Raw genomic sequence first — 17,751 nt, forward strand, 5'->3', positions numbered from 1 at the left:
GGTCCGGGGCCTCGCCCTTTCTGTTCAGTACTACGTCGTCGGCAGCAGGTGCCTAGGTAGTCAGTAGGTGGAAGCCGACGCCGCGGACCGCGTGGATGGTGACGGTGGCGCCCAGGTTGGTCAGCTTCTGGCGCAGGCGCTTCACCACCGAGTGGATGTGCGAGCCGTGACCCAGGTGCTCGTTGCCCCAGACCGCGTGGTGCAGGCGCTGGTAGGTCCAGACCTGACCGGGCTCCTCGACCAGACAGTGCAGGAAGTCGTGCTCCAGCCGGGTCAGCGGCACCTCACGATCCTCCCAACGCACCACGCGACGTTCCATGTCGAGCAGTAGCTCCGGCTCCAACCGGACCGGTGGCGCCTCGAGCAGTGGCACGACCGACGGTGTCACCACGACCGGTGCGGCCGGTGACATCGACTCGGTGAGCTCCAGGAACGCACGGGCCTGTTCGGCACTGGACACCAGCAGCAGCGCGTCGGCGTCACCGAGCAATCGGGCCAGCTGGACCCGCTCCGCCGTCGACGTGGCGACGCCGATGATCAACGACGAATCAGATGTCCTCTCCATCCGAGCCCCTCCCCTTGTACGCGCCGCCGGGCGGATGCGACGTAAACGCACGCACAAGTACGGTTTATGACCAGAACTAAGTCAAGGGATTCCCTCCGCAGCGGGCTGGCACATATGCGACCTGTCCGAGACAGGACAGATCTGACCGGATCTGGTCAGCCGACACGCTGTACCGATTTGCCTGACCGGCGTGCATGCCGTGTGCGCGGCGGAGTAGTCTCCTCGCGCACGGTCACTTCGGCCCGCACCCGTCGGAGGACCGCTTCTGACGGAGGAAGAGTGTCCCGACTCGCTCGGCGGCCGGTCGTCTGGCTGCTCGCGGCCCTTGCCGTACCCGTGATATTGACCGCTGTGCTGATCCCGATCCGCGCCGACGCCATCGAGGACGACCTGCGGTCCGAGGCGACCGCAGCCCTCACCGCGCACGGCATCAACGGTGCGACCGTCGTGATGGACGGCCGCGAGGCGTCGGTCCAGGTCGCCACCGATGTGGACGCCGCCCAGATCCGCGAGATCGTCGGCGGGGTCGAAGGCGTTCGCACCGTGACCGTCGCGTCCGGTCCGGCTGTGCAACCGCCCGCCACGCCGGGTCCTGAGGAGCCGACGACAGCCGGATTCGAGATCGGCCGGACCGATCGCACCATCCGGGTGCAGGCGGTCGTGCGCAGCGAGCTGGCCAAGGACGCGATCAAGACCGAGGTAGAGAAGGTCCTCGGGCCCGATCGTGAGTACGACCAGCGCGTGACGGTCGACGCCGCGAACGGGATCGAGGATGCCGGCAGCCTGTCCGGGCTGCTGAACGCGATAGCGATCGGCACCGGGGACGCCTCGGTCCGGTACGACGGAACGACCGTCACGCTGACCGGCGCCGTACCGGACCAGGCGACGAAGGCGATGGCGGCGCGGGCCGCGGCCAAGGCCGTGCCCGGTGCGGTGATCGCCAACCAGCTCGAGGTGCCGATCGACAAGCCGGTCGTGAGCGAGGCGTGCCGGACGTTCAAGAGCCGGATCGCGGAGTACAGCCGGCAGAACAGGATCAACTTCCTGTCCGGGACCGCGATCGTCAACGACGCCTCGAAGGAGACAGTCGCCCGGGCCGCCGCGCTGCTCAAGACCTGCCCGACCGCCCGGATCGAGGTCGCCGGGCACACCGACAACCTCGGCTCCCCCGCCACCAGCCTGCCGCTGTCCGAACAACGCGCCGCCACCGTCAAGGCCGAGCTCGTCGAGCTCGGCGTCACCGGCGACCGCATCCTCGCGCACGGCTACGGCCAGGCCTTCCCGATCGCCCCCAACACCACCGCCGCCGGCCGGGTCGCCAACCGCCGGGCCGAGATCAGAGCACTGCAGGAGAACTGAATGAACCGGCTCGTCCTCGACATCTGGGTGCTGCTCCTGATCGCCTTCCTGCTGGGCAGCGCGATCGCCTGGTTCGTCTACCACACCACGAAGGGTGCCCGTCGATGAGCTGGCTCCTGCGCAACAACTGGCCCTGGCCCCTACTCGCCTTCCTGCTGGGCGCGGTCATCACCTGGATCCTCCTGGACCGCCGCACCAAGCCCCCCACCGAACAACCAGCCGAGGCTGAAGCCGAAGCCAAGGAAGAAGCCCTGGTAGGCGCCGCAACCGCGACAGCACGCCAGGCCCAACCCGCTGCCCGGGCCAAGCCCACCAAGCCAAAGCCGGAGCCCGCCGTCCCAGCTGAGGCAGCACAGCCAGCCCCCGAGCCCACGGCACCAGCTGAACCCGCCGCCCGCGAAGCCGCGGTTCCGGACGAAGCCGCCGTACCGAGTGAGCCCGCGGCGCCAGCCGAACTCGTGGCCCGCGAAACCCCACTCCCGGCTGAGCCCACTGCCCCGGCCGCGGACGAGGCCGTCGTACCGGCTTCTGGTGAGGCGAAGTTGGCTGCTGCGCCGGAGTTTTCTCGGTTGATGGATGTGGGGGCGTCGGCTGAGCCGACGTTGTTCGACGAGGTGGCGGCGGGCGATGACGAGCCGGCGGCCGGGCGGTTCGGGCCGGGGTCGGCGGACGCCGTACCGCATCAGGGTCCGCCGGACGGATTCACCATCAAGGGCAACGCGCAGTCGATGCTGTTCCACACTCCGGACTCGCCGTACTACGGCCGCACCAAGGCCGAGGTGTGGTTCCGGACCGAGGCCGACGCCGAGCGCGCGGGCTTCACCAAGTACCTCCGCAAGCCCCGCAAGTCGGCAGCGCCGAACGCGACAGACCAGTAGGGCATTGGTTTTACTCTGCGGGATGTTCGCGGGTTGGTTTGCTTGTACTGGCAAACGGCCGTCAGACTAAGTGCAACGCACTCGCGGAACCGTCACTCGCGCGGCGTCACCACATCACCGGGCTCGATTGATCCTGTGCACAGCTCCTTTTGATCGGCCCTGGTTCGGGGTACGGGGAGGTGCGGGCACGGACGGGTCCCCCACAACACTCCCGATGGAGGTGAGCGTGACCGACATGCTGCCGGAGCAGCACCACGGATTGACGAAGAAGGATCCGCTGTGGTTCAAGCGGGCCGTCTTCTACGAAGTCCTGGTGCGGTCGTTCAAGGATTCGAACGCCGACGGCATCGGCGACCTGCAGGGCCTGACCGAGAAGCTGGACTATCTCGAATGGCTCGGCGTGGACTGCCTTTGGCTGCCGCCGTTCTATCCGTCACCGCTGCGCGACGGCGGTTACGACATCTCCGACTACACCGGCGTGATGCCGGAGGTCGGCACGATCCAGGACTTCGCCGCGTTCATGGAAGCGGCGCACTCCCGCGGCATGCGCGTGATCGTCGACTTCGTGATGAACCACACCTCGGACGCGCACCCCTGGTTCCAGGAGTCGCGGACGAACCCGGACGGCCCGTACGGCGACTTCTACGTCTGGTCGGACACCGACGAGCCGTACGGCGACGCCCGGATCATCTTCGTGGACTCGGAGAGTTCGAACTGGACCTGGGACCCGGTCCGGGGCCAGTACTTCTGGCACCGGTTCTACTCCAGCCAGCCCGACCTCAACTTCGAGAACCCGGCCGTCGGCGACGCGATGATCGAGGCGCTGAAGTTCTGGCTCGACATGGGCATCGACGGTTTCCGGCTCGACGCGGTGCCGTATCTGTTCGAGGAGAACGGCACCAACTGCGAGAACCTGCCGCGCACCCACGAGTTCCTCAAGCGGGTCCGCAAAGAGGTCGACGCGAACTACGAGGACCGGATCCTGCTCTGCGAGGCGAACCAGTGGCCGGCCGACGTGGTCGACTACTTCGGTGACCGCGACTCCGGTGGCGACGAGTGCCAGATGGCGTTCCACTTCCCGGTGATGCCGCGCATCTTCATGGGAGTACGACGCGAGTCGCGCTTCCCGATCTCGGAGATCCTGGCGCAGACACCGGCCATCCCGGACACCTGTCAGTGGGGCATCTTCCTGCGCAACCACGACGAGCTGACGCTCGAGATGGTCACCGACGAGGACCGCGACTACATGTGGTCGGAGTACGCTCAGGACCCGCGGATGAAGGCGAACATCGGCATCCGCCGTCGGCTCGCCCCGCTGCTGGACAACGACACCAACAAGATGGAGTTGTTCACGGCGATGCTGCTGTCGTTGCCGGGATCACCGATCCTGTACTACGGCGACGAGATCGGCATGGGCGACAACATCTGGCTGGGTGACCGCGACGGCGTCCGGACCCCGATGCAGTGGTCCCCGGACCGCAACGCGTCGTTCTCGACCGCTACCCCGGGCAAGCTCAGCCTGCCGGTCATCATGGACCCGGTCTACGGCTACCAGGCAGTGAACGTCGAGGCCGAGATGGAGAACGCCTCCTCGCTGCTGCACTGGACCCGGCGGATGATCCAGACCCGCAAGCAGCACCCCTGCTTCGGGATGGGGACCTTCACCGACCTGGGCGGCTCGAACCCGAGCGTCCTGTCGTACATCCGCGAGTTCGGCGACGACGTCGTGCTGTGTGTGAACAACCTGTCGCGCTTCCCGCAGCCGATCGAGCTGGACCTGCGGCAGTGGGAGGGTGTGGAGCCGGTCGAGCTGCTCGGCGGGGTGCACTTCCCAGCGATCGGTGAGTTGCCCTACCTTTTGACGCTCGGCGCGCACGGTTTCTACTGGTTCCGGCTGCCCAAGCCGGCCGACCACGAGGAGAGCATTTCGTGACTTCCCATCTGGACCAGGTCCAGTCCTTCTGTGCGAGCCAGCGATGGTTCGGGGAGAAGGGACACGACGTCGTCGTCGACGCGATGGCCACCTCGGTGTGGCTGTCCGACGACGGCGTCTGGCCTGCGGTCCGGATCGGGTTCGTCTACTGTTCGGGTCCGCCCGGATCGGATATCCCGATCCGGGTGTACCAGTTGCCGCTCAGCTACCATCGGGCCCCGGCCGAGAATCTCGGCCACGCCCTGATCGGTGACTGGGAGGAGCAGGACCTCGACGACACCCGCGTGTGGGTGTACGACGCCTTGCACGACAAGGAAGCGACGCCGTACTGGCTGGAGGGCCTCACCGCGGGCCGCCGGCTGGACGGGCTCGAGTTCCACCCGGTGCACGCACCGGAGGGGACGACCGAGGTGCCGGAGGACGCGCAGTCCCTGGTGCTGACCGTCGAGCAGTCCAACACCTCGCTGGTGTACGGCGATGTCGCGCTGCTGAAGGTGTTCCGCCGGCTCGAGCCCGGGAGCAATCCGGGCGTCGAGATCGAGTCGGCGCTCACCGAGTCCGGGTCCGAGCTGGTCCCGGAGGTGCTCGGGTCGGCGCGCGGCAGCTGGCCGCGGGCCGGCGGCGGCACCGACAGCGGTGAGCTGGCGATGATGACGGCCTTCCAGAAGAACGCCACCGACGGCTGGTCGTTCGCGACCTCGTCGGTGCGTGACCTGTACGCCGAGGCCGATCTGCACGCGGCCGAGGTCGGCGGCGACTTCGCCGGCGAATCGCACCGGCTCGGTGCCAGCACCGCCCAGGTGCACGCCGAGCTCGCGAAGGCGCTCGGCACGGATGTGTGGGAGCAGTCGAAGCTGGTCGAGCACGCGGCCTCGATGCACCGCCGGTTGGCGGCCGCCACGGCCGCCGTTCCCGAGCTCGCGCCGTACGCCGAAGGTCTGGGCCGCGCGTTCGACAACCTGGCGGCGGCCGACCAGCCGGTGCTGGTGCAGCGGATCCACGGTGACTTCCACCTCGGTCAGGTGCTGCGCACCATCCACGGCTGGAAGCTGATCGACTTCGAGGGTGAGCCGGCCAAGTCGCTCGTCGAGCGGCGCGCGCTGGACACCCCGGTGAAGGACATCGCGGGCATGCTCCGCTCGTTCGACTACGCGGCGCGGTCGCTGCTGCTCACCGACCACGAGGGTGATCTGCAGATCGCCTACCGGGCGTCGGAGTGGGCCAGCCGCAACCAGCAGGCGTTCTGCGACGGCTATGCCGAGGTTGCGGAGAGCGATCCTCGTGAGCACTCGGCGTTGCTGGACGCGTTCCTCGCCGACAAGCTGATCTACGAGGTGCTGTACGAAGCACGCAACCGGCCGACCTGGCTGCGCATCCCGCTGGCCGCTGCCGCACAGCTCGCCGGAGTCGAACAGTCAGCGATGTAACCTTAAAAGAACGTCAAGTACCCCAAATCTCAGCCAAGTAATCCTCCCTGAGGTGAGAATTACAGAGCGTGGGGGCGCGGTCGCTGTAATACTTGCGGGTATGCCCCCCGCTCCGCCGCTAGAGGTGCTCGTGCTCGGGCCGCTGGCTGTCCGGCTCGGGGGCAGGGCGGTGGCTGTCGACCGGCCGCTGGAGCGGGCATTGCTGGTCCGGCTCGCGCTCGCCGGTGGCATGTCGGTCCCCGATCATCGGCTCGCTGCTGACCTCTGGGGTGACGTCGATCTGGCGCGTCCGACCGAGCGCCTGCGGGTGCTGGCGTCCCGGCTCCGGGCCGCGATCGACTCCCCCGACTCACTGACCCGGGTCAACGGCGGCTACGCGCTGGCCGCCGACCTGAGCGACCTGACCGAGGCCCGGGCCGCCGCCGAGCGGATGCACACCGCCGTACGGGCTGGTGATCGGCTCGCTGTCCGGACGGCCGCGCAGGAGGCGCTCGATCTGTGGCGCGGCCCGTCGCTCGCCGATCTGCGCACGATCCCGTACGCCGTTGCCGAGGGCGAGCAACTGGATGCGTGGAAGCTGACTCTGCAGGTGGAGTTGCTCGATGCGGAGTTGTCACTGGGTCATGCGGCCGAGGCGGCCCGCGAGCTCGAGGCCCTGGCCACTGAGAACCCACTGCACGAACGGCTCTGGTGCCTGCTGGCGCTCGCTCTTTATCGGACCGGCCGCCAGGCCGACGCGCTCAGCCGGATGGCGCGACTGCGCAACCGGCTGTCCGACGAGCTCGGTGTGGACCCGGCGCCGGACACCGCGGCGATGGAGTTGCGGCTGCTCCGGCAGGACCCAACTTTGTTGCCAACGGCATCCGAATCTCCCGCGCCCGAATCGCTGGCAGCGAGCAGTGCCACCCGAAGCACCGCGGCGCCGGCTGGCGCGGTCGCGGACCTACCCTCGCCGCTGACCAGCTTCGTCGGTCGGCAGGAGGAGTTGGCCTGGCTGACCAAGCGCGTCACCCAGCCGGGCGTGATCACGCTGACCGGCGGTCCCGGCAGCGGCAAGTCCCGCTTGTCGTTCGAGGCAGTCCGGGCCGTCACTGATCGCCCGGTCCGGCTGGTCGAGCTGGCTCCGCTGCAGCGCGAAGCCGCCGTACTGGAAGCGATCGCGGGCGAAGACGCCAGCGGTAGCGATCCGATCGGAGCTGCTGCGGCGGCGCTCGACGGTTCGGTGCTGGTGATCGACAACGCCGAGCATGTGGTCGAGCAGGTCGCCGATATCGTCGCCGCCCTGGTACGACGCGCGCCCGGTCTGACTGTCCTGGTGACCTCACAGCGACCGTTGCAGCTGGAGACCGAAGAGGTCCGGCCGATGCGGCCGCTGGATGCGCTAGCGGCCGCGCAGCTGTTCACGGAACGCTGTGCGATCGATGCCCAGGGCGCCGAGCCTGAACAGGTCGCCGCGATCTGTACGGCGGTTGACCGGTTCCCGCTCGGGATCGAGCTGGCTGCCGGTCTGACGCGGACTCTGACTGTTCCGCAGCTCGCGAAACGACTCACGGACCGGATGCGGCTGCTTGTGTCGGGCGGTCGGGATTCGCAGGCCCGCCATACCAGTCTGGTCGCGGCACTGGACTGGAGTCACCAGCTGCTCGGTGATTCGGAGCGTGCGGTGCTGCGCCGGGTCGCGGTCTTCGCCGGTGGCTTCACGTTGGAGGCGGCCGAACAGGTCGCACTCGATCCGCGTGATGTGGCGCCGGCGCTTACTGAGTTGGCAGACCGGAGTCTGCTGACGGTTGAGGCCGTCAACGGGCGTCGCTTCCGGCTGCTGGAGACCGTGCGGGACTATGCGCTGAGCAAGCTCGAAGACGCCGGTGAGACCGAGACTGTGCGCGCTGCCGAGCTGGAGTGGGGTCTTGGCTACGTCCAGGCCGCCGGTCAGAACAGTGACGACTTCGTCAACGCCGATGCGGTCAACGAGGTCTTCACCGAGTGGCCGAATCTGCTCGACGTACTCGATCGTGCGGCTGGGACGGACCGGGCGGCCGGTGGCCTGCGGCTCGCGCTCGCGCTGCACACTCCGTGGCTCATCCGCGGCTGGTTCGCCGAGGCCGCGCGACACTTCGACGCGTTGACCGATGCGCAGGGCGCGACGACGTCCGAGCGGCTGACCGCGTTGTGCAACCACGGTTTCGTGCTGACGATGCGCGGACAGTTCGACCGGGCGGCCGAGTTGCTGTCCGAGGCCGAGCGGCTCGCACCGCTGCAGGACGACGACACCCTGACGCTGACCGCCCTGTACTACCGCAGCATCGTCGAGATCGAGCGCGGCCGGCTGCTGGATGCGTTTACACCGCTACTGACTGGCCAAGCACTCGCCCGGTCATCCTCGGAGCACGAGCGACGGCTGTCCGCATTCACCGACGCGCTCGGCACGCTCTACGTGTACGCCGGTCAGTCCGAGCGCGCGTTGGAGTGCTACGAAACGTGCATCGTGGCGGACCGTGAGTTCGGTGACGAGCACGGCCTGTCCCGCGGGCTGAGCAATCTCGCCGGTGCGCTGGTCGGCCTGGATCGCTGGGACGAGGCCGTCAAGGCAGCAGCCGAATCCGACCACTACGCGCGCCGTCTCGACGACCGGCAGATCCTTCCGCTCAACGACGTCATCCGCGGCCTGGCCGCCGCCGCCCGCGACGACCTGGACGAAGCCGAGAAGCACTTGCGCTCCGCCGTCGAGTACGCCCTGGCCGACGACAGCGGCGTCAGCCACGCCTACATCGACCTCGCCGACGTCCTGGTCCGCCAAGGCGAGCTCTCCGAAGCCGCAGCCCTCCTCGACGCCGTCTTCGCCGAAGCCCCCGCGCACAGCACGTCCTGGCTGGCAGCCCGCGCCGTAGCCGCCGCCCTGGCCCTCGCCCAAGGCGATCACTCCCGCGCCGCCGACCTCGTCACCGAAACCTCCACCGCCTACACCCGCACCGGCTTCGGCTGGCCCCGGTACGCCGCCCGCCTGGCCGAAGTCCGGGCGGCCCTGCAACTACTGCAGTAGCCCGATCACGAGCGCCATAGCGAGGAACAGCACCAACTGGTAGCTGCTGTTGATGAGCGTCAGCTTCGGCGGTTTCAGCTCGAACGCATTGTGCTGCAGCAGCGTGCTGGCTGAGAACGTCAACCACGCCACCAGGCCGACCAGCAACGCCAACCCCAGCGAGTGATTCTCGGTGGCCTCCGACACAGCCGCGATGCCGGCTGCCAGCCCGACTGCCGTCACGCTGTTCGCGACGAGGAGCTGGGTCAGGTTCCGCGGGCTGGCCTGCTTGGACTGCTCCGGCGTGATGCCGGTCAGCTTCCACCAGACCAGCCCGAAACCAACCTTGCTGTACCAAACCATCGCCACCACCATCCCGGCGACCAGCGCGAGCACAGCAGCAACCCAGTCGATCTCCACGGCAAAACTCCGTTCGTTGCCCGACCAGCCTTTGGTTGATAAAATCAACCCCGATGGACAAAGTCAAGCACGTCTCGAGTCGCTCCTACGGACAGTTCTGCGGAGTTGCCCGCGCCCTGGACGTCGTCGGCGACCGCTGGAACCTGCTGATCGTCCGCGACCTCCTGTGCGGACCGATGCGCTACAACGAGCTGAAGACCTCCCTCGCCGGGATCGCGACCAACCTCCTGGCCGACCGACTGCGAAGCCTGGAAACGAACGGGATCGTCGAGCGCCAACTAGGCGACGCTGGAGTCCTCTACGCGCTCACTTCCTGGGGCGCGGGCTTGCGCGAGCCGATGGAAGCCCTAGGCACCTGGGGCGCACCGCTCCTGGAGCGAGGACGCGAGGGCGACGCGTTCCAACCGCGTTGGCTGGCAAACGCCCTACCCGCTCTCCTCCGAGGCCGCACCGCCACTCCCCCACTCGAGATCGGCTTCGAGATCGAAGGCGCCCTCATCGTCGTACACCTCGACAAGTCCGGCCCCCGAGCAGACCTCAACCCCACCCACCGCCCCACCACCATCCTGACCGCCGACCCAGACACGGTCGTAGGCCTGGCCACCGGCACCCTCACCGCCGACCAAGCCCTCGCCACCAACCCCCTCCAAGGCGACCCCAACACCCTCCGCAAAGCCTTCCCCCACAAGCATCCACCACCCCAGTGACCGAAGGGCGCGCCTTTGCGTGGCTCTACTGCCTCCCAGCGGCAGCAGATCCACGCTGATCGTGACGATCTCCGCTGAGCGACGCTCGGGGGACTGGGGAGCAAAGCCGCCCGATTCGGGGGGCCAGCACTCCCCGAACCGGTTTAGGACCAGCGAATACTCCCCAAACCGCTTTGGGGAGCACAACGAACCGATTCCGGTTCACTGCGCTCCCCGAACCGGACAATCGCCCGTTCGCGCGCGAGACCGAGACTTCACAACGTCAGGTGCGCTTCTATCGCCTCGCGAACCAGCGTCGCGAGTGTGATTCCGCGGCTGGCGGCTTCGTGGCGGAGCTTGGCGTCCAGCTCGTCGGGGAGCGTCATGGTGGTCTGCTTCATGGTGTTCCAGCATGCCAGGAAGAAACTTCTTGTGTAGTACGCGGCTTGTCGGGTACGGGGTGCGGTGAATGTGGTGGCGATCGGGCAGGATGGGGTGCATGGGATCGAGTGAGAGCGAAGCCATGGAGCAGCCGGTGGTTCCGGCCGAGGAGCCTGTGGTGACTGCGGTTTCGGTGGACCGGACGGTTCTGGAGCGGGTGGTCGGTGGGACGTTCCACGATCCTCATCAGGTGCTCGGGCCGCACCTCGGCGATCACGGGGTGACCGTGCGCGTGCTGCGGCCGTTCGCCAGCTCGGTGACGGTGTTGTACGGCGGGAAGAAGTTGCCGCTGCGGCACGAGTTCGACGGCATCTGGGTCGGCGTGCTGGACATCGACGCGGTGCCGGACTACCGGCTCGAGGTCGGTTACACCGATGGTCCCGCGGTCGAGGTCGACGATCCGTACCGGTATCTCCCGTCACTCGGCGAGGTCGACCTGCATCTGATCGGCGAGGGCCGGCACGAGCAGCTGTGGACCGTTCTCGGCGCGCACGTCCGCCGGTACGACGGTCCTACGGGTGCGGTGACCGGGACGTCGTTCGCGGTCTGGGCCCCGAACGCGCAAGGCGTTCGGCTGACTGCCGACTTCAACTTCTGGGACGGCCGCGCGCATCCGCTGCGCTCACTGGGTTCGTCGGGTGTGTGGGAGCTGTTCGTGCCGGGCATCGGCCCGGGCACGCGGTACAAGTTCGACATCTGCGGCCGCGACGGCGTCTGGCGGCAGAAGGCCGACCCGATGGCGAATCTGGCCGAGGTTCCGCCGGCCAACGCGTCGGTCGTGCACGAGTCGAGGTACGAATGGGAGGACGCCGCCTGGCTGGAGCGCCGGGCCGCCTCGCAGTCCTACGCCGAGCCGATGAGCGTCTACGAGGTACACCTCGGGTCGTGGCGCAAGGGCAAGACCTACCGCGAGCTCGCCGACGAACTCGTTGCCTACGTCAACGACATGGGCTTCACCCACGTCGAGCTCATGCCGGTGATGGAGCACCCGTTCGGCGGCTCCTGGGGCTACCAGGTCACCTCGTACTTCGCTCCGACCTCGCGGTTCGGCGACCCCGACGACTTCCGGTTCCTGGTCGACAAGCTGCACCAGGCCGGCATCGGCGTACTGGTCGACTGGGTTCCCGCGCACTTCCCGAAGGACGCGTGGGCGCTGGCCCGCTTCGACGGCACTCCGCTGTACGAGCACCCGGATCCGCGGCGCGGCGAGCAGCCCGACTGGGGCACGCTGGTCTTCGACTTCGGCCGTCCGCAGGTGCGCAACTTCCTGGTCGCGAACGCGATCTACTGGGCCGAGGAGTTCCACATCGACGGCCTGCGCGTGGACGCGGTCGCCTCGATGCTCTACCTGGACTACTCGCGCCAGGAGGGCCAGTGGGTCCCCAACCAGTACGGCGGCCGCGAGAACCTGGAGGCGGTGTCGTTCCTCCAGGAGATGAACGCGACGCTCTACAAGCGCGTGCCCGGCGTGATCACGGTCGCCGAGGAGTCGACGTCCTGGCCGGGCGTCACCCGTGACACCCACCTCGGCGGTCTCGGCTTCGGCTTCAAGTGGAACATGGGCTGGATGAACGACTCGCTCCGCTACCTGGAGCACGAGCCGGTGCACCGCCAGTACCACCATCACGAGCTGACGTTCTCGATGATGTACGCCTACTCGGAGAACTTCGTCCTCCCGCTGTCGCACGACGAGGTGGTGCACGGCAAGGGCTCCCTGCTGCGCAAGATGCCGGGCGACCGCTGGCAGCAGCTGGCGAACCTGCGCGCGTATCTGGCGATGATGTGGGCGCACCCGGGCAAGCAGCTGCTGTTCATGGGCTGCGAGTTCGGCCAGGAGTCGGAGTGGTCCGAGAAGGGCGAGCTCGACTGGTGGCTGCTGGACCACGAGAACCACCGCGGTCTGCAGCAGCTGGTCCGCGACCTGAACGGCGTCTACACCGGCACCGCGGCCTTGTGGCGGACCGACCACGCGGCCGAGAAGTTCAGCTGGATCGACGCCAACGATGCCGCCAACAACGTGTTCTCGTTCGTCCGCTTCGGCGACGAGGGCGAGTCGACGGTCGCCTGCATCGCGAACTTCTCCGCTGTACCGCATCACGGCTACCGCCTCGGCCTCCCGTACGCCGGGACCTGGTCCGAGGTGATCAACACCGACGCCGCGCACTACGGCGGCTCCGGGGTCGGCAACTTCGGCGCGGTCGAGGCCGACGGCCCGGAGTGGCACGGGATGACGACCAGCACCGAGCTGTCCGTACCGCCCCTCGCCACCGTGTTCCTGCGGTACGACGGGTAGCGTTCGTGGAGTGACCGCCGTACAACCGCTGACCGACGACGAACTGACGCTGCATCTGTCCGCCCAGGACGAGCAGGTGGTCACCTTCGACGTCACCCGGACCGACGTCCCCGAGGGGGGCGCGATCTCGATCGGGACAGTGGAGGTACGGCGGACCACGCCCGGCGCCGGTTTGGTCGTGTGGGCGGCGGAAGGCGGTATCGGAGTCGCCACCCGCGCAGTCCGGCTGATGGCTGAGCACGCCTTGAGCGAGCTCGGCTTCGATCGCCTGCAGATCGACGTGGATCCCGAGCTACCCGCGTCGATGCGAGTAGCGATCCGCTCCGGTTTCCGCCGCGAAGGCGTCCTGCGCGGCGCGGCCCTCGTCGAGGGTGAACGCCGTGACGTGATCGTGTACGGCATGCGCAGCGGCGACCCGCGGCCGGACTCCGTGCTCGGCTGGACCACCCTGATGGACTCGACCCTGCCGAAGAAGCGCGTCATCGCGCACGTCGTCGTACGGGACACGACCGGCCGGGTCCTGCTCTGCCAGGTCAGCTACAAGCAGGACCTCGAACTCCCCGGCGGCGTCGTCGAGCCCGACGAAGACCCCGCCACCGGCGCCTCCCGCGAAATGGAGGAGGAGCTCGGCATCGCGCTCCCGCTCCTCGGCGTACTGGCGATCGACTGGCTGCCCCGCTGGGAAGGCTGGGGCGACGCCGTCGAGATCCTGTACGACGGCGGCGTCCACGACCCGTCGTTGCTGGAGACCCTGCAGCCCGACGGCATGGAGATCCTCGCCCTGTCGTGGCACTCCCCCGATGCGCTCGAAGGCCTGGTCTCGCCCCTGAACGCCCGCCGCCTCCCGCTCGTTCTCGGCAAGCCCGACGAGCTCCACAACCTGAGCAACGGCAAGCCCATCTAGCCGCTGGCCGATTGTTGCCAACGCCCCGCTGCCTCGTGCCGCCGCTGCCACGCTGGGCGGCATGCGGAAAGCGATGGCGTTGGTCTGTGGTGTGGTGATGCTTGCGGGATGCGGGGCAGCTCAGCAGGCTGCGCCCTCTCCCGCGCCGACTCCCACCTCGCCGATCAAGGTCACGCCGGCCGAGCTCGCGGCCGCGGACCCCTGCGGCCTGGTCGAAGCGCAGGGGTTCGGGAAGGGCGCCAAGGTCGAACCGGGACAAGAGTTCGTCCAGTGCGATGTGACGGTCGGCAAGATGACCGCCGAGGTCGGTCTACTGGCGGCGCTGTCGAACGGAACCAGAGAGCTGCCCGCGGTCTCCGGTGTGCCGATCAGAGCCGCCCAGGAGAACAACCAGATCTGTCAGCGCCAGATCGCAGTCGCCGAGGCCGTGGTTCAGGTGCAGACGACAATGACGAACTACGAGCTGAGTACGACGGCGGCGCTGTGCAAGCTGTCGGACCGCGCCGTCGTGCAAGTGATCGGCAGGCTCCTGCGCGGCAACCTCGCCCCGGCGAAGCAGCCCGCGTCCTCGCTGGCCCACAAGGACGCCTGTGCCCTCGTCGACGAAGCAGCGCTCAGCAGGTTCTCGGACATCGACCACACTGTCCGCGACCGCGGTTTCAACGGCCAGTACTGCCTCTGGGGTGTGCGCAACAGCGACCCAGGCGGGGAGATGCCCCTGTTCTCGATCGAGTTCGTCCGCGGCTCGTACCCACACCCCGCCAACACCCGGGACGAGTTCATCTCCATCGGCGGCCGCATTGTCAACCGCTGGTGGTTGCTCCCCGGAATGAAGGACATCCCTGGCTGCCGGGTCGACATACCGCAGCGAACGAACGAGATTGTCTTCGTTCGACTCGTGACCGCCAAAGTCAGCCGCCGCAATGCCTGCGAGCCACTGACTCCGATCGCCACTCAGGTGATCAAGAACCTCACCTAGGCAGGCGGTTGAGGTCGGCGACGCACCAGGCATAGTGGCCGTCACCGGCTTCCGGGTCGTAGATGGTCGCTGTGAGGATCGCGTAGGCCTGGCGATACAGATGCATCCGCGCGCGATCGTGACCGAGTGCCTCGAACCGATCGAGCAGGACGAGATCGCGTTGCCTGGCATCGGCGCCGTACATGTCGAAGAAGCCGGGAGCGAGGGCGGCGTCGAAGGTGTTGTCACCGGCCATCGATACGAACCCCCAGTCGAGGAGCGCGGTGGGGCGCGGGCCGTCCATCAGCACGTTGTCCGGGCAGATGTCACCGTGCACGATGCTCAATCGCTCCAGCTCGATGGACGCGAGCCGGCGGGTGACCTGGTCGAGCAGGTCCGAGAAGGCCGGTACGTCGCGCTCCAGGTGCCGGCGTGATTCGTCCGCGCGACGCCGTACCAGGGCGGCCAGCGCCTCGCCCCACGAGAGGTCGTCTCGCCAGAACGGTTCGTTGAGCACGGGAAGGGCCTTGCTCCCCGGACCGGCGGTCGTTGCCCGCAGCGCCTCGACCACAGTCACGAACGCTTCTGGATCACTCCTGTCGAAGGGAGTTCCCGTCAACAGGTCCTCGTCGCTGACGGCAAGCCCGTTGTCCGCCGCGCCGATCGACCGGATCCGCGGCGTCCGGAACGGAAGCTCAGGGATTTCATCAAGGAATGCTTGCAACGGACGTACGTCGTCGGGCCGCCGATCGAACCAGACCTTGCGAACCAGCCCGTCACCGAGGTCGTAGACGACCCCTTCCATCCCCTGCCCGATCAGCTCCACGTCACCATCCTGCCAAGACACCGCACGGAATGCCGCTAAGGACAGACATTGTGCACCCAGCTCATCTTTGGGAACCCACCAACCACTTCGAGCCCACGAAAATGGTTGGTGGATACCCAAAGATGGATCCTGCGCACAAAGATAAGGCGACCCATCGCCAGACGCGCTGGCTGCATCGAGCGTCCCGGGGAGATGCACAAGGACAGGTAGTAGTCGTCTACGTATATGCCGTCCCACGCTCATATCGCTACCGAGTCCGCCATCTCGGGGTACACCACCTGTCGTTAGCGACACATACAACCGCCCGGCCCATCATCCGTTGCCAGTGACCAAGGCTGTCGAAGCGATGACGGCTCCGGCGGCGGCGACACCGAGGCTGATGCCGACCTGGCGGCCGGTGGAGACCATGGAGGCGGCGAGGCCGGCCATGTCGGTGGGCATTTCGGAGACGGCGGTGTTGACCAAGGGCGGGTTGATCATGCCGACGAAGATGCCGAAGACCAGGTAGATGGCGAGCAGCACCGGCAGCGGGGTGGCCGCGCCGATCGTGAACGACGCGGCCACGCTGAGGACGAAAGCAGCGCCCGCGATCAGCAGCGGCAGGCGTGGACCGCGAGCGGCGACCAGGCGTCCGGCGTACGGGGCAACCAGGAGGATGGCGGCGCCGACCGGCAGCAGCGTCAGGCCGGCGGCGAAGGCGGAGACTCCGCGGACGTTCTGCAGATAGAGCGTGGTGACGAAGAAGTAGGCGCCGAACCCGACATAGGCGAGCAGGGCGATCACCAGTGCCGAACTGAAGCGCACGCTGCGGAAGAGGCGCAGTTCGAGCAGCGGTTCGGTACGGCGGCGTTCGTACGCGATCAAGGCGGTCGTAGCCAGTGCTGTGCAGACCAGCAGCCACGGAGCGGACTCGATGATCGCGGCGACCAGCGAACCAAGGGTGAGCATGAGCAGGAGCTGACCGATCGGGTCGAAGCGGCGGGCGTGGTCGGCGCGACTCTCGGGGACGAACAGGTGGGTGCAGATGACGGCGATCACGATGATCGGCAGGTTGACCCAGAAGATCGAGCGCCAGCCCCAGGTGTCAACGAGGGCGCCGCCGAGGATCGGGCCGAGCGCGAGCGCCAGCCCGGACATCGAGCCGAAGACGCCGATCGCCTTCGCGCGGTCGGTGCGGTCGGGGAAGGTGGTGACGACGATCGCCATCGCGACCGGGTTCAGCATCGTGCCGCCGACCGCCTGCAGCGCGCGGGCCGCGATCAGCCAGCCGATCCCGGGCGCCAGGCTGCAGGCCAGTGAGCCGAGCCCGAAGACGACCAGGCCGAGCTGGAAGATCCGCCGCCGGCCGATCCGGTCCGCCGTCGAGCCCGCGAGCGGAAGCAGGACCGCCAGCACCAGCGTGTAGGCGTCGACGGTCCACTGCAGCCCGCTCACCGACGTACCGAGGTCGGCGTGGATGGACGGCAACGCCACGTTGACGATGGACACATCCATCAGCGAAACGATGATGCTCGCGCAGCAGATGGCCAGGACCAGCCGCCGCCTCGTTGAAACTCTCATAGCTCGAACCTAGGATTTAGAGCGTGCTCGAAGTCAAGCTCTCCTCCCAACCCCTCCCCGAAGCCGGGGTGAGCATCGCCGAGGCCGCCGAGCGGACCGGCGTCAGCGTCCACACCCTCCGGTACTACGAACGCGCGGGTCTGGTCATCACCGACGTCGACCGGACCAGCGGTGGCCGGCGCCGGTACCACGACCTCGATCTCAGGTGGATCGGAATGTGTACCCGCCTGCGAGCGACCGGGATGCCGATCCGCGTCATCCGCGAGTACGCCGACATGGTTGTGGCCGGCGCCGGCAACGAGAAGGAGCGGCTCGCCCTGCTCGAATCCCACCGCGCCGAGGTCCTCACCAAACTCGCCGAACTGCAGGAGAACCTCCAGCTCATCGACCACAAGATCGACGTGTACCGCGGCCGCCTCCAGGCCGGGACCGCCGACACCCTCTGGTTCCCCGGGCCTACCGGCTGAGTACGGGGAGCGGCC

The 17,751-nt window shown here is 67.8% G+C and carries 15 protein-coding genes; 10 read left to right on the forward strand and 5 right to left on the reverse strand.

What is annotated here, in order from left to right; translation table 11 throughout:
* Positions 1 to 52: 52 nt before the first annotated feature.
* On the reverse strand, positions 53 to 565 hold the full coding sequence (locus OG474_RS03275; RefSeq protein ID WP_405060669.1) for a winged helix-turn-helix domain-containing protein: 513 nt from the start codon (positions 563 to 565) through the stop codon (positions 53 to 55).
* A gap of 279 nt (positions 566 to 844) precedes the next feature.
* Here OG474_RS03275 and OG474_RS03280 point away from each other — a divergent pair, with 279 nt between their 5' ends.
* The 5 genes from OG474_RS03280 to OG474_RS03300 all read left to right on the forward strand — a co-directional run bounded on the left by OG474_RS03280 (position 845) and on the right by OG474_RS03300 (position 9,202).
* Positions 845 to 1,924 (forward strand): OmpA family protein, encoded by a 1,080-nt coding sequence (locus tag OG474_RS03280; protein ID WP_405060670.1) that lies wholly within the window; start codon positions 845 to 847, stop codon positions 1,922 to 1,924.
* 104 nt (positions 1,925 to 2,028) lie between these two features.
* On the forward strand, positions 2,029 to 2,802 hold the full coding sequence (locus OG474_RS03285) for a hypothetical protein (RefSeq protein ID WP_405060671.1): 774 nt from the start codon (positions 2,029 to 2,031) through the stop codon (positions 2,800 to 2,802).
* A gap of 235 nt (positions 2,803 to 3,037) precedes the next feature.
* On the forward strand, positions 3,038 to 4,735 hold the full coding sequence (gene treS / locus OG474_RS03290; RefSeq protein WP_405064538.1) for a maltose alpha-D-glucosyltransferase: 1,698 nt from the start codon (positions 3,038 to 3,040) through the stop codon (positions 4,733 to 4,735).
* Positions 4,732 to 6,162 (forward strand): maltokinase N-terminal cap-like domain-containing protein, encoded by a 1,431-nt coding sequence (locus OG474_RS03295; protein ID WP_405060672.1) that lies wholly within the window; start codon positions 4,732 to 4,734, stop codon positions 6,160 to 6,162. The genes treS and OG474_RS03295 overlap by 4 nt, the downstream gene beginning before the upstream one ends.
* A gap of 100 nt (positions 6,163 to 6,262) precedes the next feature.
* The gene (locus OG474_RS03300) at positions 6,263 to 9,202 is read left to right on the forward strand and encodes an ATP-binding protein (RefSeq protein ID WP_405060673.1); all 2,940 of its coding nucleotides are present in this window, start codon (positions 6,263 to 6,265) and stop codon (positions 9,200 to 9,202) included.
* Here OG474_RS03300 and OG474_RS03305 read toward each other — a convergent pair.
* Positions 9,191 to 9,601 (reverse strand): DUF1761 domain-containing protein, encoded by a 411-nt coding sequence (locus tag OG474_RS03305; protein WP_405060674.1) that lies wholly within the window; start codon positions 9,599 to 9,601, stop codon positions 9,191 to 9,193. The two genes, OG474_RS03300 and OG474_RS03305, sit on opposite strands and share 12 nt — an antisense overlap.
* 53 nt (positions 9,602 to 9,654) lie before the next feature.
* On the opposite strand from OG474_RS03305, the gene OG474_RS03310 reads away from it, so the two are divergent.
* Positions 9,655 to 10,308: a winged helix-turn-helix transcriptional regulator gene (locus OG474_RS03310; RefSeq protein WP_405060675.1), complete on the forward strand. Its 654-nt coding sequence runs from the start codon at positions 9,655 to 9,657 to the stop codon at positions 10,306 to 10,308.
* 254 nt (positions 10,309 to 10,562) lie between these two features.
* Here OG474_RS03310 and OG474_RS03315 read toward each other — a convergent pair whose 3' ends face one another.
* On the reverse strand, positions 10,563 to 10,688 hold the full coding sequence (locus OG474_RS03315) for a ribbon-helix-helix protein, CopG family (protein WP_405060676.1): 126 nt from the start codon (positions 10,686 to 10,688) through the stop codon (positions 10,563 to 10,565).
* A gap of 98 nt (positions 10,689 to 10,786) precedes the next feature.
* On the opposite strand from OG474_RS03315, the gene glgB reads away from it, so the two are divergent.
* From glgB to OG474_RS03330, 3 genes are all read left to right on the forward strand, one after another.
* Entirely contained in the window at positions 10,787 to 13,021 is a 2,235-nt protein-coding gene (gene glgB / locus OG474_RS03320; RefSeq protein WP_405060677.1) for a 1,4-alpha-glucan branching protein GlgB, read from the forward strand.
* Positions 13,022 to 13,031: 10 nt separating this feature from the next.
* Positions 13,032 to 13,925 (forward strand): NUDIX hydrolase, encoded by an 894-nt coding sequence (locus OG474_RS03325; RefSeq protein WP_405060678.1) that lies wholly within the window; start codon positions 13,032 to 13,034, stop codon positions 13,923 to 13,925.
* A gap of 61 nt (positions 13,926 to 13,986) precedes the next feature.
* Positions 13,987 to 14,904 (forward strand): hypothetical protein, encoded by a 918-nt coding sequence (locus OG474_RS03330; protein WP_405060679.1) that lies wholly within the window; start codon positions 13,987 to 13,989, stop codon positions 14,902 to 14,904.
* Here OG474_RS03330 and OG474_RS03335 read toward each other — a convergent pair.
* Complete coding sequence (locus OG474_RS03335; protein ID WP_405060680.1) at positions 14,897 to 15,709, reverse strand: phosphotransferase family protein; 813 nt, start codon at positions 15,707 to 15,709, stop codon at positions 14,897 to 14,899. The genes OG474_RS03330 and OG474_RS03335 overlap by 8 nt on opposite strands.
* A 312-nt stretch (positions 15,710 to 16,021) precedes the next feature.
* Positions 16,022 to 17,269, reverse strand: a complete 1,248-nt coding sequence (locus tag OG474_RS03340; RefSeq protein ID WP_405060681.1) for an MFS transporter — start codon at positions 17,267 to 17,269, stop codon at positions 16,022 to 16,024.
* A 23-nt stretch (positions 17,270 to 17,292) separates the two neighbouring features.
* On the opposite strand from OG474_RS03340, the gene OG474_RS03345 reads away from it, so the two are divergent.
* Positions 17,293 to 17,736, forward strand: a complete 444-nt coding sequence (locus tag OG474_RS03345) for a MerR family transcriptional regulator (RefSeq protein WP_405060682.1) — start codon at positions 17,293 to 17,295, stop codon at positions 17,734 to 17,736.
* Positions 17,737 to 17,751: the final 15 nt, after the last annotated feature.

Origin of the sequence: Kribbella sp. NBC_01505 (assembly GCF_045040285.1) — a bacterium.
Taxonomy (GTDB): Bacteria; Actinomycetota; Actinomycetes; order Propionibacteriales; family Kribbellaceae; genus Kribbella.